The organism is Ktedonobacterales bacterium (assembly GCA_036557285.1).
Classification (GTDB): Bacteria; Chloroflexota; Ktedonobacteria; order Ktedonobacterales; family DATBGS01; genus DATBHW01.
On record DATBHW010000076.1, the window covers coordinates 26,363 to 45,573 of the forward strand.

Here is a 19,211-nt window from a genome sequence, read left to right on the forward strand (position 1 = left end):
GCCATGCACTACAGTCCCATGTACTTCACCGAAGAACACGAGATGTTTCGCCAGAGCGTTCGCTCGTTCGTCGAAAAAGAGATCAACCCGCATGTGGATGAGTGGGAGGAAGCGGGCATCTTCCCAGCCCATGACCTTTTCAAGAAGATGGGCGACCTGGGCTTTCTGGGGCTGAACTATCCCGAAGAGTACGGCGGAGTCAACGCGGATTACTGGTATACCGTCGTCTTTGCGGAGGAGCTGGCTCGCGCCAACTGCGGCGGCGTGCCGATGGGCATCGTCGTGCATACCGATATGTGTACGCCCGCGCTGGCCCAGCATGGCTCGCATGAACTGAAAAAGAAGTTTCTGGAGCCAGCCATTCGCGGCGAGATCGTCGGCGCGATTGGCGTCAGCGAACCCGACGCCGGATCGGATGTAGCCTCCATCCGCACCCGCGCCGAAAAAGACGGCGACGACTATATCATCAACGGCACAAAACTCTATATCACTAACGGCACACAGGCCGATTTCATTTGTCTGCTGACGCGCACCAGCAACGAGGGCGGCTATCGCGGTATGTCGCTGATTATCGTGCCTACCAAAACGCCGGGTTTCAGCGTGGGGCGCAAGCTGCGCAAGCTGGGCAATCTCTCCAGCGACACCGCCGAACTGGTCTTTGATAACGTGCGCGTCCCCCAATGCAACCGGATTGGCCCCGAAGGCCAGGGCTTTATTCTCCAGATGCAGCAGTTCCAGAAAGAGCGACTGATCGCCAACGTCATGGCCCACAGTTCCGGCGAACGCACTGTGCGTGATACCATCGCCTATACCCAGCAGCGCAAAGCCTTTGGTCGCCCGCTGATTGAAAACCAGTGGATTCACTTCAAGCTGGTCGAACTACTCACCGAGCTTGAGGCGCTGCGCCAACTGAATTATCATTCTGCGCGCATGCTGATGGCCGGGCAGGATGTGACCCGCGAAGTTTCGATGGGCAAGCTCAAAGCCGGACGCCTTGGACGGGAAATCAACGACACCTGCCTGCAATTTTACGGCGGCATGGGCTATATGGAAGAGACGCCCATCTCGCGGCGTTTCCGCGATGGTCGGCTGCTCTCCATCGGCGGCGGAGCCGATGAGATCATGATTGGCATCATCGCCAAAATCGAAGGCATGTTGCCCAAGAAGGCATAAGGAGCGGGCAGATGCTACGCATCGGTTCAGCGCAGGGCTTCTATGGCGATGATGTCACCAGAGCCTTGCCCATGATCGAAGGCGGCCACGTGGATGTTGTCTGCTTTGAGGCGCTGGCCGAACTCACCCTGGCGATTCTGCGCAACGATATGCTCAAAAACCCCGCGCGCGGGTTTACCTGGGATATTCCCATCATCGCTGAGCAGATTCTGCCCGCTGCCTTCAAGCGCCGCATTCCCCTGATTACGAGCGGCGGCGGCCTCAACCCAACCGGCGCTGCCGAGGTCGTGCGCGCCAAAGCGCAGCAGTTGGGGCTGCATGGTCTGAAGATCGCTATTGTCACCGGAGACGATCTCTTACCCCGATTATCTGATCTGATCGCTGAGGGCGAACCGCTGGCGAACATCGAGACGGGCGAACCGTTGAAGCTGGATGGCCCGCCCATCGTCACGGCCAGCGCCTACCTGGGCGCGTTTCCCATTGTCGAGGCGCTGCGCCAGGGCGCGGACATCGTGATTACCGGGCGCGTGGCTGACCCCTGCTTGTATCTTGCCCCCATGATTCACCGCTACGGCTGGGGCGCTGATGATTGGAATCGGCTGGCGTCGGGCATCGTCGCCGGGCATCTGCTGGAATGCACCGGGCAGGTGGTTGGCGGCAACAGCCTGGCGTTAGTTGATGAGATCGAAGCAGGCGCGCTCGCGCACCTGGGCTATCCCATCGCCGAAGTCGAAGAAAACGGCGCGTTTGTGCTGACCAAAGTACCCAATACCCCTGGCCGCGTCTCTGTCGAGACGGCTAAAGAGCAACTGCTCTACGAGATTCACGACCCGCGCGCCTACATCACCCCCGACGTGATCGCCAACTTCACTACACTGGAGCTTTCGCCCGATGGGCCGGACCGCGTGCGCGTGACCGGCGTGACGGGCAGCCCAAGAACCGATTCGCTGAAAGTCAACGTCGGGCGCTTTGAGGGCTACAGCCGCGAACTGATCTTCACCATAGGCTGGCCCAAAGCGCGCCGCAAAGCAGAGCAACTTGAGGGCATGGTACGCGAAGCCTGGAAGGGTCTGCTGATTGAGCGATGCTCGTTTGATTACCTCAGTGTCAACAGCCTCTACGGCAGTATCGGTTCGCTGCCCGATGACCCGCTGGAACTGGCTGTGCGCGTCACGGCGACGGCCCGCGATCCCCAAACATTGAAACAGGCGGTGCGCCGGATGATGGCGCTGGGGCTGAGTGGCCCCGCAGGCATGTCCGTTTCCGGGCAGACGGTTGGCGCAGAGCCACGCCCGATCCTGGGTCTCTGGCCCGCGCTCATTAGCCGCAACAAAGTGCAGCCAAAAATTGACATGTGCGAGGTCGAAGCATGAACAAGCAGCAGCGCCCCGTTCGCCGCCTCTATGATCTGGCCTACGGGCGAGCAGGCGACAAAGGCGATATTTGCAATGTCAGCGTCATCGCGCGCTCGCCGGAAGCCTACGCCGAGTTGAAAACGAAGCTGACGCCGGAGCGCGTCAAGGCGCACCTGGGATCGCTCGTCAAGGGCAAGGTCGAGCGGTACGATCTCGATAACATCGAGGCGTTCAACTTTGTGCTGCACAACGCTCTCGACGGCGGCGGCACTCGCTCGCTGCGCATTGATGCTCTAGGCAAGTCGTTGGCGGGCGCACTTCTCTATATGGAATGGGAGGAATAAAACGGTAATGGATTACGAGACAATTCTGATCGCCCTTGATGGACCAGTTACCACCCTCACCCTCAATCGTCCAGAGGCGCGCAACGCCATGAGCCATCGGATGGTTGAGGAGATGCTGGATTACTTTCAGCGCATCCGCAACAACCGCGACATCCGAGTGGTTGTCATGCGCGCCGCTGGCAAGACGTTCTGCGTTGGGGGCGATGTGCGCGACCTCAGCGCGCCGCGCACCGAGGCCGAGGAAAAAGCCGCCATTGGCAGGCTCGATACCCTGCTGCGCGCCATCAATCGCGCGCCACAGGTGGTCATCGAGCGCATTCACGGCGCGGTGATGGGCGGCGGCATTGGCCTGGTCTCTGTCTGCGACATTGCCATTGCCAGCGCCACTACTCGCTTTGCCTTGCCAGAGGTGCGCCTGGGGCTGGTCCCGTCGCTCATCTCGCCTTTCGTGGTTCAGCGGCTTGGACTCACGCGCGCCCGCCAGTGGATGCTGACCGGCAGCCAGTTCGATGCCAGGGCCGCGCAGGAGGTTGGTCTGATTCACGAAGTCTGCGACGAAGAATCGCTCGATCAGCGCGTCAGCGCAGCGGTTCATGAAGTCTTGCAGTGTTCGCCCAGGGCGCTGGCCGAATGCAAAAAGCTGCTCTTTGAGGTGCTGGAAACACCCGACACGCTGGCCTATCGCGTTGACCTGCTCAACCGCCTGCGCCACAGCGACGACGGACAGGAAGGGATGCGGGCGTTTTTAGAGAAGCGCCCGGCAAAGTGGGTTCCGCAGAACGAGGCGTAGAGTGATCGAGGCTGAGTAGCCGCCAACAAGGATTAGATATGCGTATCATTCGCAAAATCCTCATTGCTAATCGCGGCGAAATTGCCTGCCGCATCATGCGTACCTGCCGCAGCATGGGCATCGCCAGCGTCGCCGTCTTCTCAACGGTTGACGCGCAGGCGCGGCATGTCCGCGAAGCCGACGAGGCTATCCATATCGGCGATAATCCGGCTACCGCCTCGTACCTCAACATCCCGGCGCTGATCGTAGCAGCGCGGCGCAGCGGCGCGGATGCCATCCATCCCGGCTATGGCTTCCTGGCCGAAAACGCCGACTTTGCCACCGCATGTCTTGAGGCCGGGCTGATCTTCATCGGCCCCAAGCCGGAAGCCATCCGGCGCATGGGCAGCAAGCGCGAGGCCAAACTGCTCATGCAGGCGGCAGGTGTGCCGACGATCCCTGGCTATCAAGGTGAAGATCAGAGCGACGATACGCTGATTGAAGCCGCCCACAAGATCGGCTATCCGCTGATGGTCAAGGCGGCGGCTGGCGGCGGCGGCAAAGGTATGCGCGTCGTCACGGAATCCGATGCCCTGCCCGATGCGCTGGCTGCTGCGCGGCGCGAATCGCTCAGCGCCTTTGGAGACGATACCCTGATTCTGGAGCGTGTCATCGCGCCCGCGCGCCACGTAGAGTTTCAGATTTTCGGCGATCAACACGGCCAGATCATCCACCTGGGCGAGCGTGAATGCAGCATTCAGCGCCGCCACCAGAAGATCATCGAAGAGACGCCCTCCACCGCGCTCACCTCGGAACTGCGACAGCGTATGGGCGAAGCGGCTGTCACCGTTGGCCGCCAGATTGACTATGTGAACGCTGGGACCGTCGAGTTCATCCTCGACGAAACAGGCGGCTTCTATTTCCTCGAAGTGAATACGCGCCTTCAGGTCGAGCATCCCGTCACTGAATGTGTCACCGGACTTGATCTGGTGCGCTGGCAGATTGAGGTTGCCGAAGGCCGCCCGCTGCCGCTGAGCCAGAACGAAGTACGCTTTCACGGCCACGCCATTGAATGCCGCGTCTACGCCGAAGACCCGACCAATAGCTTCTTGCCCGCTGTCGGCGATATTCTGCTCTGGCGCGAGCCGACGGGCGACGGCGTGCGCGTGGACGCGGGCATCCTTTCCGGGGGCGCAGGCGCGGTCTCCGTCTACTACGACCCGCTGCTGGCAAAGATCATCACCTCTGGCGCTGACCGCGCCGAAGCTCTGCGCCGCATGGACCGGGCGCTCAGCCAGACCGCTCTGATGGGCGTGCGCAATAATATCGCTTTCCTGCGCCGCGTCCTTCTCCATCCAGAACATGTCGCGGGCCGCCTGAGTACCAGCTTCATCGAGCAGCATCTCTCAACCGCGCCAGCCCAGGCTGCTGCGCCCGCGCCAGCAATCCTGGCGGTGGCTCTGGCGCGCGAGTTGGCAAGCCGCGCCCCTGGCTACTGGCGCAATAACCCCAACGCCCCCATCCGCTCGCGCTTTCGCGTCGAGAGCAGCGAAGAAGTCGAAGCTCGCCTGACCCCTGGCAGCGATGGCACGTCTCAATGTGTTCTCCAGCAGGCTGAAGGCGAGACGAACTGCCGCATCGCGCTGGTAGAATATCACCCTCCAGATGTGCGCTTCTCGCTTGATGGCCGCGTCCTTAGCGCCATCGTAGTTGAAGCGCCGCAGCATCGCTATTGGGTCCAGGTTGACGGGACCACTTGCATGCTCACCTGGCTCTCACCGCTGCCGGAGCCGGACGAGCGCCGCGAAGGTCAGGGATCGCTGCGCGCGCCGATGCCGGGCAATGTGCGCGCTGTCCTGGTAGTCGCCGGCCAGCAGGTGCGCAAAGGCGAGACGCTGATGCTGCTGGAAGCGATGAAAATGGAGCATAGCATCCGAGCGCCCTATGATGGCGTGGTCACATTCGTTGCTCATCAGACCGGCGCGATGGTGCAGGCGGATGCTGTTCTGCTGGAGATCGCGCCAGCCGATGAAACCGCTTGACGAGAGATTTGCAGCGATCAAGACGTAGATATGGCGTAGATAAAATGAAGTTTGACCATTCCATGAGGTTTTCGTCTTAGAGCGCCTGACAAAACCTCCGCACGAGCAGGGGCGGGGTTGTAGCGCCGTCCTTCCAGGCGGCAGGGGTGGGGCCAATCGTCGGTTGTGTGAGGCGCTCTTAGCCCGCGCAGGATGGCTCTGTGGCGCAGCCTCCAGGCGCGGCCTTCAGCCGCCAGCCCACGTCGGCCTGGAAGACCCAGATAAAAAGTCACACTTCATTATCCTGAAGAAAGGCTTGCACACCCTTGGATAAAGCGTTCTGGCAAGGCGTCCTGGACGCCGACTGCGCTGTACCACCCAACTATACCCCTACGGACCTGACCCGCGAACTGCTCTCCTACCTCGGTTCTACCGATCATCAACTGCGCGATGTGTTTGGCTATCCCATCCTGGCAGCCTGGATAAGCCAAAAGCTCTACACAGCCGATGAATTGCGCGCGATGACCACACAGCTTATCGGGAACCTGAAGATTGGCCTGGGTGAGAAAAATACGGATACCGTTTTTTTGCGCGCGTTTTCGGCGTTGGTGTTGGCAGAGATTGTCTATCAGCACAACAAAGAGCCTGTACTGGAAGAAGCTGATATACGCGGCTTTTTGGAGCAAGCCCTGGCTTATTATCCAGCCGAGCAGGACTTGCGCGGATACATCGCTGGCCCAGGTTGGGCACATGCTGTCGCTCACGGCGCTGATCTGCTCTGGGTGCTGGCCGAGAACAGCTACCTGGGCGCCCCGGACCTGGAGCGCATCATGGAGGCGCTGGCAACGAAGATCGCCCCGCCAGTTGAGCACGTCTATCTTTATAATGAAGAGCAGCGCATTACACGAGCGGCGCTGGGCGCGTTGAAGCGCGATTTGCTCTCGCTGCCTTTTCTAAGCGCCTGGCTAGATCGCCTGACCTCCTATGAAGGTCAAAAGATCACATTTGATGGACTGATCACCGGCGAACCACCCCTCATCCCCTCTGAGATTGGCATGCGCGTCCTGCACAATACCAGGCAATTTTTATCGGCGATCTACGTTCACTTGACCGCCGATGAGCAGAAACCTGCTGTCGCGGCTGACTTTGCGCCGCTCGTGCTGGCGGCCCTTCACCCGATGAATAGCTGGTGATCAAGACCGCCCGAAACTGGCTTGACAGTTGGGTACAATCTCTCTATAATCGGCCACTGGATAAGCCAGTGGAGGTCGGATATGACCGATTATAGAGGGCTGCGCTTTGGCAATTATCAACTTATTGACGTGTTGGGAAAAGGCGGATACGCTCACGTCTATCTAGGCGAACAGATCTTTCTCAAGACACGGGCAGCTATCAAAGTGGTAGACTCTCCGTTGGAAGACCAGAAGATTGAGCAGTTCCGCTTTGAGGCAGGCGCGATTGCCCATCTCGATCACCCGCATATTGTGCGCCTGATGGACTTCGGCGTCGAAAACACGATCCCCTATCTGGTGATGGACTACGCTCCCAACGGAACGCTGCGGCAGCGCCATCCCCAGGGCATGCCAATTCCACTGGCGGTTGTCGTCAGGTATGTGCAGCAGGTGGCCGCTGCGCTGGACTACGCGCATCAGCACCGGATCATCCATCGAGATATAAAGCCGGAGAACCTGTTGCTGAGCCGCAAGAATGAGGTCTTGCTCAGCGATTTTGGCATTGCCGTCGTGGCTCATCGCACGAACTCTATGACCACCCAGGACGAGGTAGGCACTATCAGTTATATAGCCCCTGAGCAGTTGCGGAGAAAACCCCGCCCGGCCAGCGATCAGTACGCCCTGGCCGTTGTGGTGTACGAGTGGTTGACCGGAAACGTGCCGTTCCAGGGGTCGCTTATCGAAGTTGCCATGCAGCACATGGAAGTTCCGCCCCCGCCGCTGCACGAGCCGGGAAGTTCCATTTCTGCGGAAGTAGAGCGGGTGGTACTGAAGGCGCTGGAGAAACATTGGCAGATGCGCTTTGCCAGCGTGCGCGAGTTTGCTATCGCGCTGCAAGAGGCGCACTCCCCGCGCCCCCCCTTTGTGCGCGAGCCTGGAACGCTCCCCAACTTCGCCCCAGGTGTGCGAGAGAACCTGCTGGATAACGCGCCAACCGCCGCGCCGCCTGGAGCAGCCAGTACGCCAGAAGTCCCCAGGACTCGGCCCGATGAGATTCCAGAGGAAGAGACCTGGAACGAGGAACGGCAGGTAGGGGAGCCGGTGCCTGGCGATCCCAGGGGCGAGCGTCCAACCAATCCAGCCACGCAATCACCTGGAAGCAGCGTCCCTCTAGATGTCCGGCGTTCCCGGCCACATCGCCTGAACCGACGGACGGCGCTGCTGGCATTAGCAGCCCTGCTCATTATCGCCGGGCTTGGACTTGGGAGCCTGCTGCTGGCGAGCGGTTCAACGCCTACTGCCAGGGGCGTCGGGCCAGGGCTGACGCCCGGCCAGACACAACAGGCGCAGCAAGGGACGACACCCCCACCTGGGGCTTCGGCTGCCCCAACGGGGAACCCTACCACCAACCCCGCTACTCCTACAACTCCTGGCACGACACCTAACCCGACCCCTACTGCTGCGGCCAGCCCAACCGCCACAACAACGCCGCCGCAGTTGTTCGTCAGTCCAGCCAGCCTGACGTTTTCTCTGCACCTGGGTTGCCTGCTCAACCAATCTCAAAAAACTTTGACTATCCAGAACACTGGCGGAGGAGAACTCTCCTGGCAGGCTTCTATCCAAAACACTAATTATCTGGACATTGACAAGAAGAGTGGCTCTCTCGGCCCTGGAGATTCAACGCAGATCGTTGTGACCGCAAGCTGTGCCATTCTGATCACCACCACCGATACGATTACCTTTCACTGGAGCGGCACAGACATTAACGTTCCTGTCCGCATCAGCGTCTTATTATAGTCAGCACGCCGCGCCAGCAAGCTCTTGAGAAGCCTCGCCCCCTGGCGAACCCTTCTTGCGCTCAGCCGATCAGAGGCGTATACTTGCCCCACTCAGGCGTATGAAGAGCATTGGACCAGAGCATCACGCTTCAGAGGGAGGATTTCTGCAATGGGCATGCGCAATGATGGCCTCTCGTATTGGGAGGCGCAATCCGAAGGATTCCAACTGCTGAATACGACTATTGGCGATCTGCTGGACGAGCGCGCCGCCAGCTATCCAGATCAAGAGGCGGTTGTTTATTCGGCTTACCCTGAGTTCGGCCCGGCGTTGAATCTACGCTGGACCTATCGTGAGTATTGCGAGCGCGCCAATGCTGTCGCCAAAGGGCTGATGGCCCTCGGCCTTGAGAAAGGCAAGCATATCGCCATCTGGGCGGTGAACTTCCCTGAATGGATTCTGCTGGAGATGGCAGCCGCCAAGGTGGGCCTGGTGCTGGCAACCGTCAACCCGACGTATCGCGCCGCCGAACTGGAGTACGTGCTGCGCCAGGGAGATATTGTCGCGCTCTTCTTCCAGGCGAAAGTGCGCGATCACGATTGCGTGGCAACGGTGGGCGAGCGAGTCACACCAGCCGAAGGGTCAGGAGCCGTGCGCAGCGCCACGCTGCCCAAACTGCGCTGCGCTTTCCTTATCGGCCCGCCCGCGCCCGCCGATGCCCCCTGGCAGCCTACGCCCTTCCGCGAATTGATCGCCCTGGGCGCGAGTGTCAGCGATGAAGCCTTGAAAGCGCGCCAGGCCGAGGTGAAGCCAGACGATCCGGCGCAGTTGCAGTATACATCTGGCACGACGGGTTTCCCGAAGGGCGCGCTGCTCACTCATCACAGCATCCTCAACAACGGCGCGGTGGTCGCGCACCGCCTTGAAACCAGCCCTGAGACGCGCTTCTGTACAGCCATGCCGCTGTTTCATACCGGCGGCTGCGTGCTGGGTGTCCTTTCGGCGCTCTATGGGGCGTGCGCGCTGATGCCGCTGTTGGCGTTCGATCCGGTCAAGGCGCTGGATACGCTTGCGAACGAGCGATGCACCCGCTTTGGCGGCGTGCCTACCATGCTCATCGCCATGCTGCAACACCCGCACAGCAAAGAAGTTGATCTAAGTCATCTCAGGCACGTCTTCAGCGGTGGCTCGCCGGTACCCGTCGTCCTGATGGAGCAGGTGAAGGAGCAATGGGGCGCGGATGTCGGCATCGTCTTTGGGCAGACTGAAGCCAGTCCGACCATCACGCAGACGCTGAACTCGGATTCATTTGAGTTGAAGTCGGCAACCGTAGGCAAGCCCCTGCCACATACCGACGTGAAGATCATCAATCCACTGACCGGCGAGGTGGCGCCCTGCGGCGAACGCGGCGAACTGTGCTGCCGGGGGTATCTGGTGATGGCCGGATACTACAACATGCCAGAGAAAACCGCCGACGCCATTGACGAAGAGGGCTGGCTGCATACGGGCGATCTTGCCACGATGAGCAAAGATGGCTATGTGAACATCGTCGGTAGGCTCAAGGATATGGTCATTCGCGGCGGCGAAAATCTCTTCCCCACTGAGATTGAAGAGTTCCTGATGCGCCACCCCAAAATCGCCGACGCGCAGGTGCTGGGTGTACCCGATCAGTTCTTTGGCGAAGAACTGCTGGCCGTCGTCATGCCCAAAGCGGACCAGGAGATCACCGAAGAGGAAGTGCGCGCCTTCTGTACCGGCCAGATCAGCCATCAGAAAATCCCGCGCTACTTCAAGTTTGTCACCTCCTATCCGATGACCGCCAGCGGCAAGGTGCAGAAGTTTGTGCTGCGCGAGCAAGCCGTTCAAGAGCTTGGGCTGGAGGCGGTTGCAAAGACGCGCACCGCCTGATTACACAGCGCCCCAGGATACAATCGCCTCTGGTGTTATCCGCAGAACAGGCTGCTGGTCAATCGCCATCGCCCTGTACTGCGGATATTTTGCGCGCAGCAGACGAATAGCCTCAGCATGCTCCCCTGTCCCTTCGACGAGCAGATCGGCCCGCCCGCGTATCTGGATGTAGGCCAGCGCGCGCCAATCTTCGCTGTAATCATCAATCACCAGAGCAACGCGCGGGTTGGCTTGAATATTCCGCACGCGCTTCAGCCGTGTTGGCGCTACACTTTTCGGCTTTTCGTCCAGGGCTGAATACACCGAGAAGCCGTCAAAAGCATAGCAGATGGGTACGACAAAAGGGCATCCTTGCGCATCTGCTGTTGCCAGCCGCGCCACTCGATGCTGCTGCATAAACTGTTGTTCTGCTTGCGAAAGCTCGCGCATGACACTTCTCCCCTGGCTGCATCCTATGCCGACGCGCCGCAGAAAGCAAATGCGCGCGGATACCTCTTGTTAAAAAAGGTTCAAGAAACTGGTGAGTTTTTGAGAGAGGCGACGTATGTTCTTTATATAGCAGACCCTTCAAGCTTGAGAGGGGATACATACCAGAACAGGGCGGGATTTCACAAGGAGAGGCATGGCGCAAGACGGTTCGTTGGACGAGCAACAGCTCATCCAGGGATTGCGCGAACGCGATCCACGCACCCTGGAGGCGCTGATTACTCAGTACTCGCATGAATTGTTCTATCTGGCACGCCTGATCCTGGCAGGGGCAGGCTCACCCCAGGATGCCGAAGAGTGTGTCAATGATCTCTTCGTCACCGTCTGGCAAGAGTTCGACTCCTACGACCCGGCGCGTGGCTCGCTGCGCACCTGGCTCACCATGCGTACCAGATATATTGTTCTGGACCGCCGCCGCAAACTGATGCGGCAGAATCCAGCAGATTCACTGGTGGCGAGCCTGCACGAAGAATATACCCTGGCGGCCCTCTCAGACGGCGTAGAGTCGGAGCGCAGACCAACAAATCTACCCATGACCGCCGGGATAGATACCCTTCTTGAGGAGCGTGAGCAGCGGCAGGCGATGTATACGGCTCTAGAGAACCTGCCAGAGCTAGAGCGTTTGATGGTCTATTTGCGCTATTTCAAGCTAGCGAGCGTTGATGAGATTGCCTCGCGTGTTGGATTGACGAAACACGCGGTTGATACCCGGCTGTGGCGAGTGCGCAAGAGTCTCACAAAGGTTCTTCAGGAGCAGGTCTATGATCCCTCGCTCAAAACAACCAAATGACCCTGATCATGATGCTGGCAGCGGCAGGGATGAGGGATTGGCGGATGGAGAATTGACAGCGCACACCGACTTTTCGGCTGAGGAGTTGGCGCTGATTCGTAATCTCCAGAGGCTCTTCCCACTGGAACAAGAGCAGTTGCCCCCGCGCTTTGTCCAGACGCTTGCCATTGAAGAGGGAGCCTGGACCCCTCCCAATGGCCTGGACAACCGCATCATCTATCGGGTGTTCCGACGCCTGCATCTGCCTCGACGCCTGTTTGCGCCGCAAATTGCAGGGGGAGATGATGGCCCACGCGGGCTGCGACGGCTGGGCGGGGTGTCACGTCTGACGGCGCTCAGCACCATGCTGGCGATGCTGGTTCTCTCGCTGATCGCGGTGGCTCCCACTTTTGCCCAGGGGCTGCGTCTGTTCCTGGGGAAAACCGGCGTCATGGTGGTTCCCCAGTATCCTCAGCAAACGCTTGATCCGCAAGAGGCGATTCAATTTCTTTCACTCACGACAGTGCGGCTGACGGTCCCCTTTCCCGTGTACTGGTTGGGCCTGAACTCAGGCGCGTATGAGTTCCAGAACCTGGTCTTGCACATGGGCCAACCCTGGGCCGATGGCCCGGTGGTCGAACTGCAATATCGTCTGGCTCACGGTCAGAGCTTTGGCGGCCTGCTGGTGCGCGAGTTTCGCCCGGCAGCCGGAGCCACCGTCCTGCAAGTGGTGGCCCAGGGAGCCGCTCATCCAGTGCAGGTTGGGAATCAACCGGCGATCTTTATTGACGGGCAGTGGGTGCAGCGGCGTCAGGAAACGGTCTGGAAGTATGGGACGAAAGCCGAACTGCTCTATCAAGCCAATGGCCTGATCTTCTGGATTACGGCTGACCAGCGCGATGGGGCAGGGGCCGAGGCGCTGGAAGCCTGGGCGCAGGGGTTGAATACGATGTATCTGCGCGAAACACCACCGCGATTGACCGACATGATGGAGCCGTCCAGCGCCCAGGTCGCTTCGGCGTTGACTACGGCCAGGCTCGGAGAAGTGATCGCCTTGATTCAAGCAGGCGCACCAACCAATACCGGCGCTGCCGTCTATATCGCCCTGGGCATCCCACCGGATGGCTATCAGCCTGAGGGCTGACCTCACCACATCCTCCTGAATGCCTGCGCATGCCACTGGTAGCGCCGCCATCTTGGCGGCCAACGTTTCGCCAGCGCGAGCGTTCGCCCTCCAGGCCACCGGACCAGCAAGCCAGCGTTAAGCCGCCTGGAAGGCGGCGCTACAAGTGGCATCCCCCCACGATAGGTGGTGGAATCCGACGATCTTCGTCCATTCCAATCTGAACGGTGATAGTGTATACTATGCCCAGATGCTAGCCTTTTGCCATCATCTTGTTATCCAGAGCATGCCGCCTGGCTGCTCTCATCGCGCTCTACATGCTGGAACGAAACAACAAGCAGCACCATCCCGATGATCGGTTTTCTGCTGCTGCTCCATGCTGGCCTGATTCGGAGGTTCATCAAGGATGCTCTGATCGCCAGCATTTCATTGTTGTTGGGCATCAAGGTATGCGCAAGTCTTCGTGGGCCTGGGGAACCCGTGAAGTCCAGAGGTCCGCTTGTGTAGCGGATCGTCTCGCTCTGGACAGCGCCTGCCAGCGAAGGACTCATTCAGATCAACATCAGCTAGTGAAAGAGGGAGTTGTATGGCTGTTACAACTGAACAGCAATCAACCACGTTTGAGGTAACGGGCATCGAGCGCGTGACCGAAGACAACCGCCAGCACACCCAACTCTGGGATACGATGTGGCTCTGGTGGTCAGCAAACTCCGTCGTCGCCACCGTCGCGCTAGGAACACTCAGCGCCTTTTTTGGCCTGGGATTCTGGGGTTCTGTCCTGGTCATCGTCATCTTTAACGTGCTTGGCGTCTTACCTGTCGCCTTCCTCAGTACTCTTGGCCCCAAGACCGGCCTGGCTCAGATGCCCCTCTCGCGCTTTGCCTTTGGGCTTCAAGGCGCCAGGCTTCCGGCCATCTTTAACGCACTGGCCTGCATTGGCTGGAGCGCCGTCAACGCCTTGATTGGCTCACAAATCATTGTCACCTGGAGCGCCGAAGCGATTCCCCAGTGGGCCGCGCTGCTCTTCCTGGCGATTGTCACCACTGTCGTCAGCGTCTTTGGCTACTTCATCGTCCATCGCTACGAGCGCTTTGCCTGGATACTGATGTTCATCCTCTTCGGCTATGTCTTCATTGCCTCGGCGGGCAAATTCAACCTCGATGCCGTCGGCGCGGGCGCCCTTGGTGATGGCTTGCTGCTGTTCTCCGGCATTGCCACCTTTGGTGGCGCTATCCTGGGCTATGCCATTGGCTGGTCTTCCTACTCAGCAGACTATACGCGCCGCCAGCCAGCAAACACTCCTGCCAACAAGGTGTTCTGGTATGCCTTTTCTGGGGTCGTGGTCCCCTGCATCTTGCTGGAAACCCTGGGCGTGCTGCTGGCAACTGCCGCCACTGGCGATACCGCTGGAGCATTGATTGCCAACGCCATCGGTACCGGAGGTATTGGTGGCTTAGTTGTCGTCTTGCTGGCTTTCAGCACGATTGCCAACAATGTTCCCAACGACTATAGCTTTGCGCTCTCCACCCAGGTGTTGGGTCTGAAGAACATCAGGCGTTGGATTCTGACCATCGTTGGCGCGGTGGCTTACGTGGCGCTCGCGTTCTTTTTTCTGGGAAGCAATTTTAACGCCAAATTGGAAGGTTTCTTGCTGGTGATTGCTTACTGGCTGGGCGCCTGGAACGCGGTGGTACTGCTTGAGCACTTCGTCTTCCGCAAGGGCAAGTATCCAGTTGAGGACTACGAAACCAGCAGCAAGCTTCCTGTGGGCATTGCGGCAATTGCCGCAATGGTGATTGGCCTTGGAGTCGCGGCTCTTGGAGTCAATCAGGCAGCAACGTTTGGCTACGAGGGGGTTCTCTCACCAAAGATTGGGGATGCCGACATTGGCTTCCCACTGGCAATTGTAGTGACCGGAGTCCTCTATTACTTCCTGCGCCGCTGGGAACTCTCGAAGTACAAACGCTAACCGAAGCCTGGCCCGCCCTTGCCTGGGGCGGGCGTCTACTTGTAGCGCCGCCATCTTGGCGGCTCAACGCTGGCCTGCCGAGACGTTGGCCTGGAGGGCGAACGCTCGGCAAGGCGAAACGTTGGCCGCCTGGAAGGCGGCGCTACAAGTTGGCCGCCAGGGCGATGGTACATGGGCTATGTATCCGCAGGTCAACGTTGGCCGCCTGGAAGGCGGCGCTACAAGTTGGGCGTCAGGTGGTGGGCGGGCCGGGGACAAAGGTGACGGCTTCCTCGACATCGGCGCGGAAGAGACGGCTCTGGCTGGGCGTCGTGCTGGCAACGACGCGCCCACCTTTGATGACGTGCAGCCGCGCAGGCGTCAGGCGCAGCGCGTCGTGTGGGTCGGCGGCATCCACGATGATGAAATTGGCCGGTTTGCCCACCTCGATGCCATAGCGGTCTGTGACGTTGAGCGTGCGGGCGGCATTCGTCGTAATCAGATCGTACATCGCGGCGATCTCCTCGTGGCCGCTCATCTGCGCGATGTGCAGCGCCAGGCTGGCGGCGGCGAGCATATCGCCCCGGCCCAGCGGATACCAGGGGTCCATAATCGAATCGTGGCCCAGCGAGACGTTGACGCCCGCCTGCAACAATTCTTTCAGCCGCGCCATGCCCCGCCGCCTGGGGTAGCTGTCGAAGCGCCCTTGAAGAATAATGTTGTCGTAGGGGTTGCAGATGACGTTCATCCGGCCACGCGCCAGCAGCCGAATCAGCTTGAAGGCAAAGGCGTTATCCCAGGAGTGCATCGCCGTACAATGGCTGACCGTCACCCGACCATGCCAGCCCTGTTGCAGCGTGTTGGCTGCCATCACCTCGGTAAAGCGGGAATGCGGGTCGTCGGTTTCGTCGCAGTGGCAATCAATGTCGCGGTTATAGCGGCGGGCCAGGTCGAAAGCGACATGCACATCTTCCACGCCCATCTCGCGGGTCCACTCGTAATGAGGGATGCCGCCGACCACGTTCGCGCCCAGCCGCATCGCTTCATCCATCAACTCTTTGCCGTTGGGGAACGAGAGGATGCCATCCTGCGGGAAGGCGACTATCTGCACTTCGCAGATGTCCTTCACCTCTTGCTGCACCTCCAGCATGGCCCGCAGCGCCACCAGCCTGGGGTCGCAGACATCCACATGCGAGCGTATGAAGAGCGCGCCCTGCGCCACTTCCCACTTGATCGCCTCGGTGGCGCGGCGCTTCACATCCTCGTGGGTCAGCGTCGGCTTGCGCTCGCTCCAGATTTGGATGCCCTCAATCAACGTGCCGCTCTGGTTATGGCGCGGCTGGCCGACGGTCAGCACAGCGTCCAGATGCACGTGGCAATCAATGAGCGGCGGCGACACCAGCCTGCCGCCCGCGTCAATCTCGCGGGCCGCGCGCTCCTGTATCTGCGGGGCAATCCGCGCAAAAACGCCATCGTGCGCGGCTATATCGGTCAGGTCGGTCTGCCCTGGCAGGCGGGCATTACGAACAATCAGGTCTATTGCCATCAGTCTCTCTCCTCTCTGAATCGCGTGCGGCTTTCAGCCAATCGCATTCTATGCCCGGCTTTCCCGATTGTCTACTGGCATGCCCACCACACAGAAGGTGCTGGCAGGCGAAACGCTCACTGGTAGCGCCGCCGAGACGGCGGCTCAACGATTCGCCAGCGCGAGCGTTCGCCCTCCAGGCCAACGTTTCGGCACGCCACCTGTAGCGCCGCCATCCTGGCGGCCAACGTTTCGCCAGCGCGAGCGTGCGCCCTCCGGGCCAACGTTTCGGCAGGGCGAGCGTTCGCCCTCCAGGCCAACGTTTCGGCAGGCCAGCGTTGAGCCGCCAAGATGGCGGCGCTACAGGTGGCATGCCCCGGCGCTGCGGGGGGGGTTGCCTGGGGTATGTTCGCGGTTTCTTCTCGGTTTCTTCTCCATATCCTGGAGGCTCCCGGGCCAGGTGCAGACTGGGGCGAGGAGGTTAGTTCGCTTTTTTCGCTTTTTTCTCCGCCCCCAGACAACTGCGTCAGGAGAGGATGATTTGGGGGGGCAGAAACACAATCCTATCTGGATATATTGATCTGGATATATTGAGAGAAGGATAGGAGCAGACAAGAGCACAGGCTGCTTCTGCTCTTGCTTCTTTCCTGCACACCCACCCACACTTCTTCAATCACACTCTTGCGGCATTCGGCAGCCCTGCCAACAGAACCAGATACGACAGGGCCGCCGAATGCCGATGTCGTGATAGTCCCTGCTGGAGAAAAAAGAGAAATAACACAAAGAACCCCCTCAGCCCAGGCAGGGAGCGGGCTAGCGAAAGAGATGGTTGGAGGAGAAACCGCGAAGAAACCGCGAGCAAACCCCCAGGAGACGCCGGACCCGCTGCTAAGGTATAATCTACAGCGCAACACATACCACAGAACCAGAGAGGTTAAAGGAGGAGTCCCTTGCCTTACCCTACTGCCCGACCAGGGTTTTATGAAACAACCTTTACCCCTGGCATGATCGCCAGCCTGCGGGCGCTGAGCGAGCCGCGCTGGTCAGACGACGGCGCGGGCGCGTTTGTGCTGGAAACGCACGATGGCCGCGCCAACCTGCTCAGGCTCCCGCTCGACGGCGGGCCGATCTTGCGCCTGACCTCCGATCCCGCGCCCGCGCCCGCCGGAGCCTACGCTGGCGGTTTCTATACGGTGCGCAGCGACGCGCTGGCCTTTGTCGGCGCGGATGGCAAACTCTGGCTGATTTCGCTGCCGCGCGGCGGCCAGGCCCGGCGCATCATCACAGGCGAGGGCCGCGTATCCGCCCCCACCTTTTCGCCCGACGGCAAACTGATCGCCTATGTCGCCGACGATGGCAAAACCAGCAGCATCGGCCTGGCCGACGCCGACGGCCAGGACTGGCCGCGCCGCGTCCCTGTTCAGGCAGATTTCGCCATTGACCCCGCCTGGTCGCCGGATGGACGGCAGTTGGCCTGGCTGGAATGGGACGTACCCAACATGGGCTGGGACGAAAGCCGCGTCGTCATCTATGATCTGGACACGGGCGAGCGCCGCGTGGTGCTGGGCGAAGCAGAAGTGGCCTGCGCTCAGCCGCGCTGGTCGCCCACCGGCAAAACGCTGGCGTTCCTCTGCGACAAGGGCGGCTACCTGAACCTCTGGCGCGCGGCAGGCGATGGCTCCGCGCCCGCGCCCTGGCACGAAGAGGCGATAGAACACGGCGGCCCGCAGTGGTCCTCTGGCGCAAGCACCTATGCCTGGTCGCCCGATGGTGGGCAGATCGCCCTGGGACGCAATGAAGACGGCGTGTGGAAGATCGGGCTGCTGGACATCAACGAAACGACAGGCGCCATCAGCGCAGCGCGCCATCTCGGCCCGGAGCGCGGCTCCTATTCCAGCCTGCGCTGGTCGCCGCGCGGCGATGCCCTGCTGGCCCTGCATCACGGGCCAACCCTGCCGCCTACCGTCGTCAGCATTGACCTCTCTTCAGGCAAAGCGCGGGGCATCTATACCAGCGCAGTTGGCGGATTGACCGGCGAAGGCATGCGCTCGCCTGAATCGCTCGCCTGGCAAAGCGCCGATGGCCTGACGCTGCACGGCTTCTTCTATCGCCCGGCGCAAGCCAACGACGGCCAGGCCAACATTCCGCTGCTGGTCATGATTCACGGCGGCCCCACCGGCCAGTCACCGATTGATTGGAATCCCACCGCCCAATATTTTGCACAGCGCGGCTGGGGCGTCTTCGTTCCCAACGTGCGCGGCAGCACCGGCTATGGTCGGGCCTATACGCAGGCGCTGCGCAATGAATGGGGCGGCAAAGACATGGCCGATATTGTCGCCGGGGTTGCTGCGGTCGTGGCGCTCGGCTGGGCTGATGCTGGCCGCGTTGTCCCCTGGGGCGGCAGCGCGGGCGGCTACGCGGTGCTGCAACTGCTGGCAACCTATCCTGAGCGATTCAAGGCCGGGGTCAGCCTCTTTGGCGTCACCGATCTCTTCAACCTGGCCCGCACCACGCATCGGCTGGAAGCCCATTACCTGGACCGCATCGTCGGCCCGCTTCCCGAAGCCGCCGCGCGCTACCGCGAGTGGTCGCCGTTCTTCCACGTCGAACGCTTCCAGGCGCCCGTCCTGCTGCTGCAAGGCGAAATAGATAACGTCGTCCCCAAAGACCAGGCGACAGCCCTGGAAGAAGGGCTGCGGCGGGCGGGCAAAACCGTCGAGATGGAAATCTACCCCGGCGAGGGACACGGCTGGGCGCGCGCCCATACCATCAGCGCCTATCTCACACGCATGGAGCGATTCCTACAAGATTATGTCTTGCTGCGCTGAGCAGCACACGCACT

At 60.5% G+C, this 19,211-nt stretch carries 14 protein-coding genes; 12 read left to right on the top strand and 2 right to left on the bottom strand.

The features are described 5' to 3' along the window. Window positions 1-3: 3 nt before the first annotated feature. From VH599_20590 to VH599_20625, 8 genes are all read left to right on the top strand, one after another. On the top strand, window positions 4-1,173 hold the full coding sequence (locus VH599_20590) for an acyl-CoA dehydrogenase family protein (protein HEY7350720.1): 1,170 nt from the start codon (window positions 4-6) through the stop codon (window positions 1,171-1,173). Window positions 1,174-1,184: 11 nt separating this feature from the next. Next, window positions 1,185-2,546: an acyclic terpene utilization AtuA family protein gene (locus tag VH599_20595; protein ID HEY7350721.1), complete on the top strand. Its 1,362-nt coding sequence runs from the start codon at window positions 1,185-1,187 to the stop codon at window positions 2,544-2,546. Continuing rightward, window positions 2,543-2,872 (top strand): hypothetical protein, encoded by a 330-nt coding sequence (locus VH599_20600; GenBank protein ID HEY7350722.1) that lies wholly within the window; start codon window positions 2,543-2,545, stop codon window positions 2,870-2,872. The genes VH599_20595 and VH599_20600 overlap by 4 nt, the downstream gene beginning before the upstream one ends. Window positions 2,873-2,879: 7 nt before the next feature. Further along, window positions 2,880-3,662, top strand: a complete 783-nt coding sequence (locus VH599_20605; protein ID HEY7350723.1) for an enoyl-CoA hydratase-related protein — start codon at window positions 2,880-2,882, stop codon at window positions 3,660-3,662. A 38-nt stretch (window positions 3,663-3,700) separates the two neighbouring features. Further along, window positions 3,701-5,683: an acetyl-CoA carboxylase biotin carboxylase subunit gene (locus VH599_20610; GenBank protein HEY7350724.1), complete on the top strand. Its 1,983-nt coding sequence runs from the start codon at window positions 3,701-3,703 to the stop codon at window positions 5,681-5,683. Between the two features lie 305 nt (window positions 5,684-5,988). Then, entirely contained in the window at window positions 5,989-6,855 is an 867-nt protein-coding gene (locus VH599_20615; protein ID HEY7350725.1) for a DUF2785 domain-containing protein, read from the top strand. 81 nt (window positions 6,856-6,936) lie between these two features. Continuing rightward, entirely contained in the window at window positions 6,937-8,631 is a 1,695-nt protein-coding gene (locus VH599_20620) for a protein kinase (protein ID HEY7350726.1), read from the top strand. A gap of 150 nt (window positions 8,632-8,781) precedes the next feature. Then, complete coding sequence (locus VH599_20625) at window positions 8,782-10,518, top strand: AMP-binding protein (GenBank protein HEY7350727.1); 1,737 nt, start codon at window positions 8,782-8,784, stop codon at window positions 10,516-10,518. Here the strand turns inward: VH599_20625 and VH599_20630 are convergent, their stop codons facing one another. Continuing rightward, complete coding sequence (locus VH599_20630) at window positions 10,519-10,947, bottom strand: TIGR03668 family PPOX class F420-dependent oxidoreductase (protein ID HEY7350728.1); 429 nt, start codon at window positions 10,945-10,947, stop codon at window positions 10,519-10,521. A 193-nt stretch (window positions 10,948-11,140) separates the two neighbouring features. Between VH599_20630 and VH599_20635 the strand changes: the two genes are divergently transcribed. From VH599_20635 to VH599_20645, 3 genes are all read left to right on the top strand, one after another. Beyond that, the gene (locus VH599_20635) at window positions 11,141-11,794 is read left to right on the top strand and encodes a sigma-70 family RNA polymerase sigma factor (protein ID HEY7350729.1); all 654 of its coding nucleotides are present in this window, start codon (window positions 11,141-11,143) and stop codon (window positions 11,792-11,794) included. Beyond that, window positions 11,766-12,917: a hypothetical protein gene (locus VH599_20640; protein ID HEY7350730.1), complete on the top strand. Its 1,152-nt coding sequence runs from the start codon at window positions 11,766-11,768 to the stop codon at window positions 12,915-12,917. Before VH599_20635 ends, VH599_20640 begins: the two co-directional genes overlap by 29 nt. A 565-nt stretch (window positions 12,918-13,482) precedes the next feature. After that, entirely contained in the window at window positions 13,483-14,865 is a 1,383-nt protein-coding gene (locus tag VH599_20645; protein HEY7350731.1) for a cytosine permease, read from the top strand. A gap of 232 nt (window positions 14,866-15,097) precedes the next feature. Here VH599_20645 and codA read toward each other — a convergent pair whose 3' ends face one another. After that, window positions 15,098-16,390, bottom strand: a complete 1,293-nt coding sequence (gene codA, locus VH599_20650) for a cytosine deaminase (protein HEY7350732.1) — start codon at window positions 16,388-16,390, stop codon at window positions 15,098-15,100. 929 nt (window positions 16,391-17,319) lie between these two features. Between codA and VH599_20655 the strand changes: the two genes are divergently transcribed. Further along, window positions 17,320-19,197, top strand: coding sequence for an alpha/beta fold hydrolase (locus VH599_20655; protein ID HEY7350733.1), 1,878 nt, complete (start codon window positions 17,320-17,322; stop codon window positions 19,195-19,197). Window positions 19,198-19,211 lie beyond the last annotated feature (14 nt).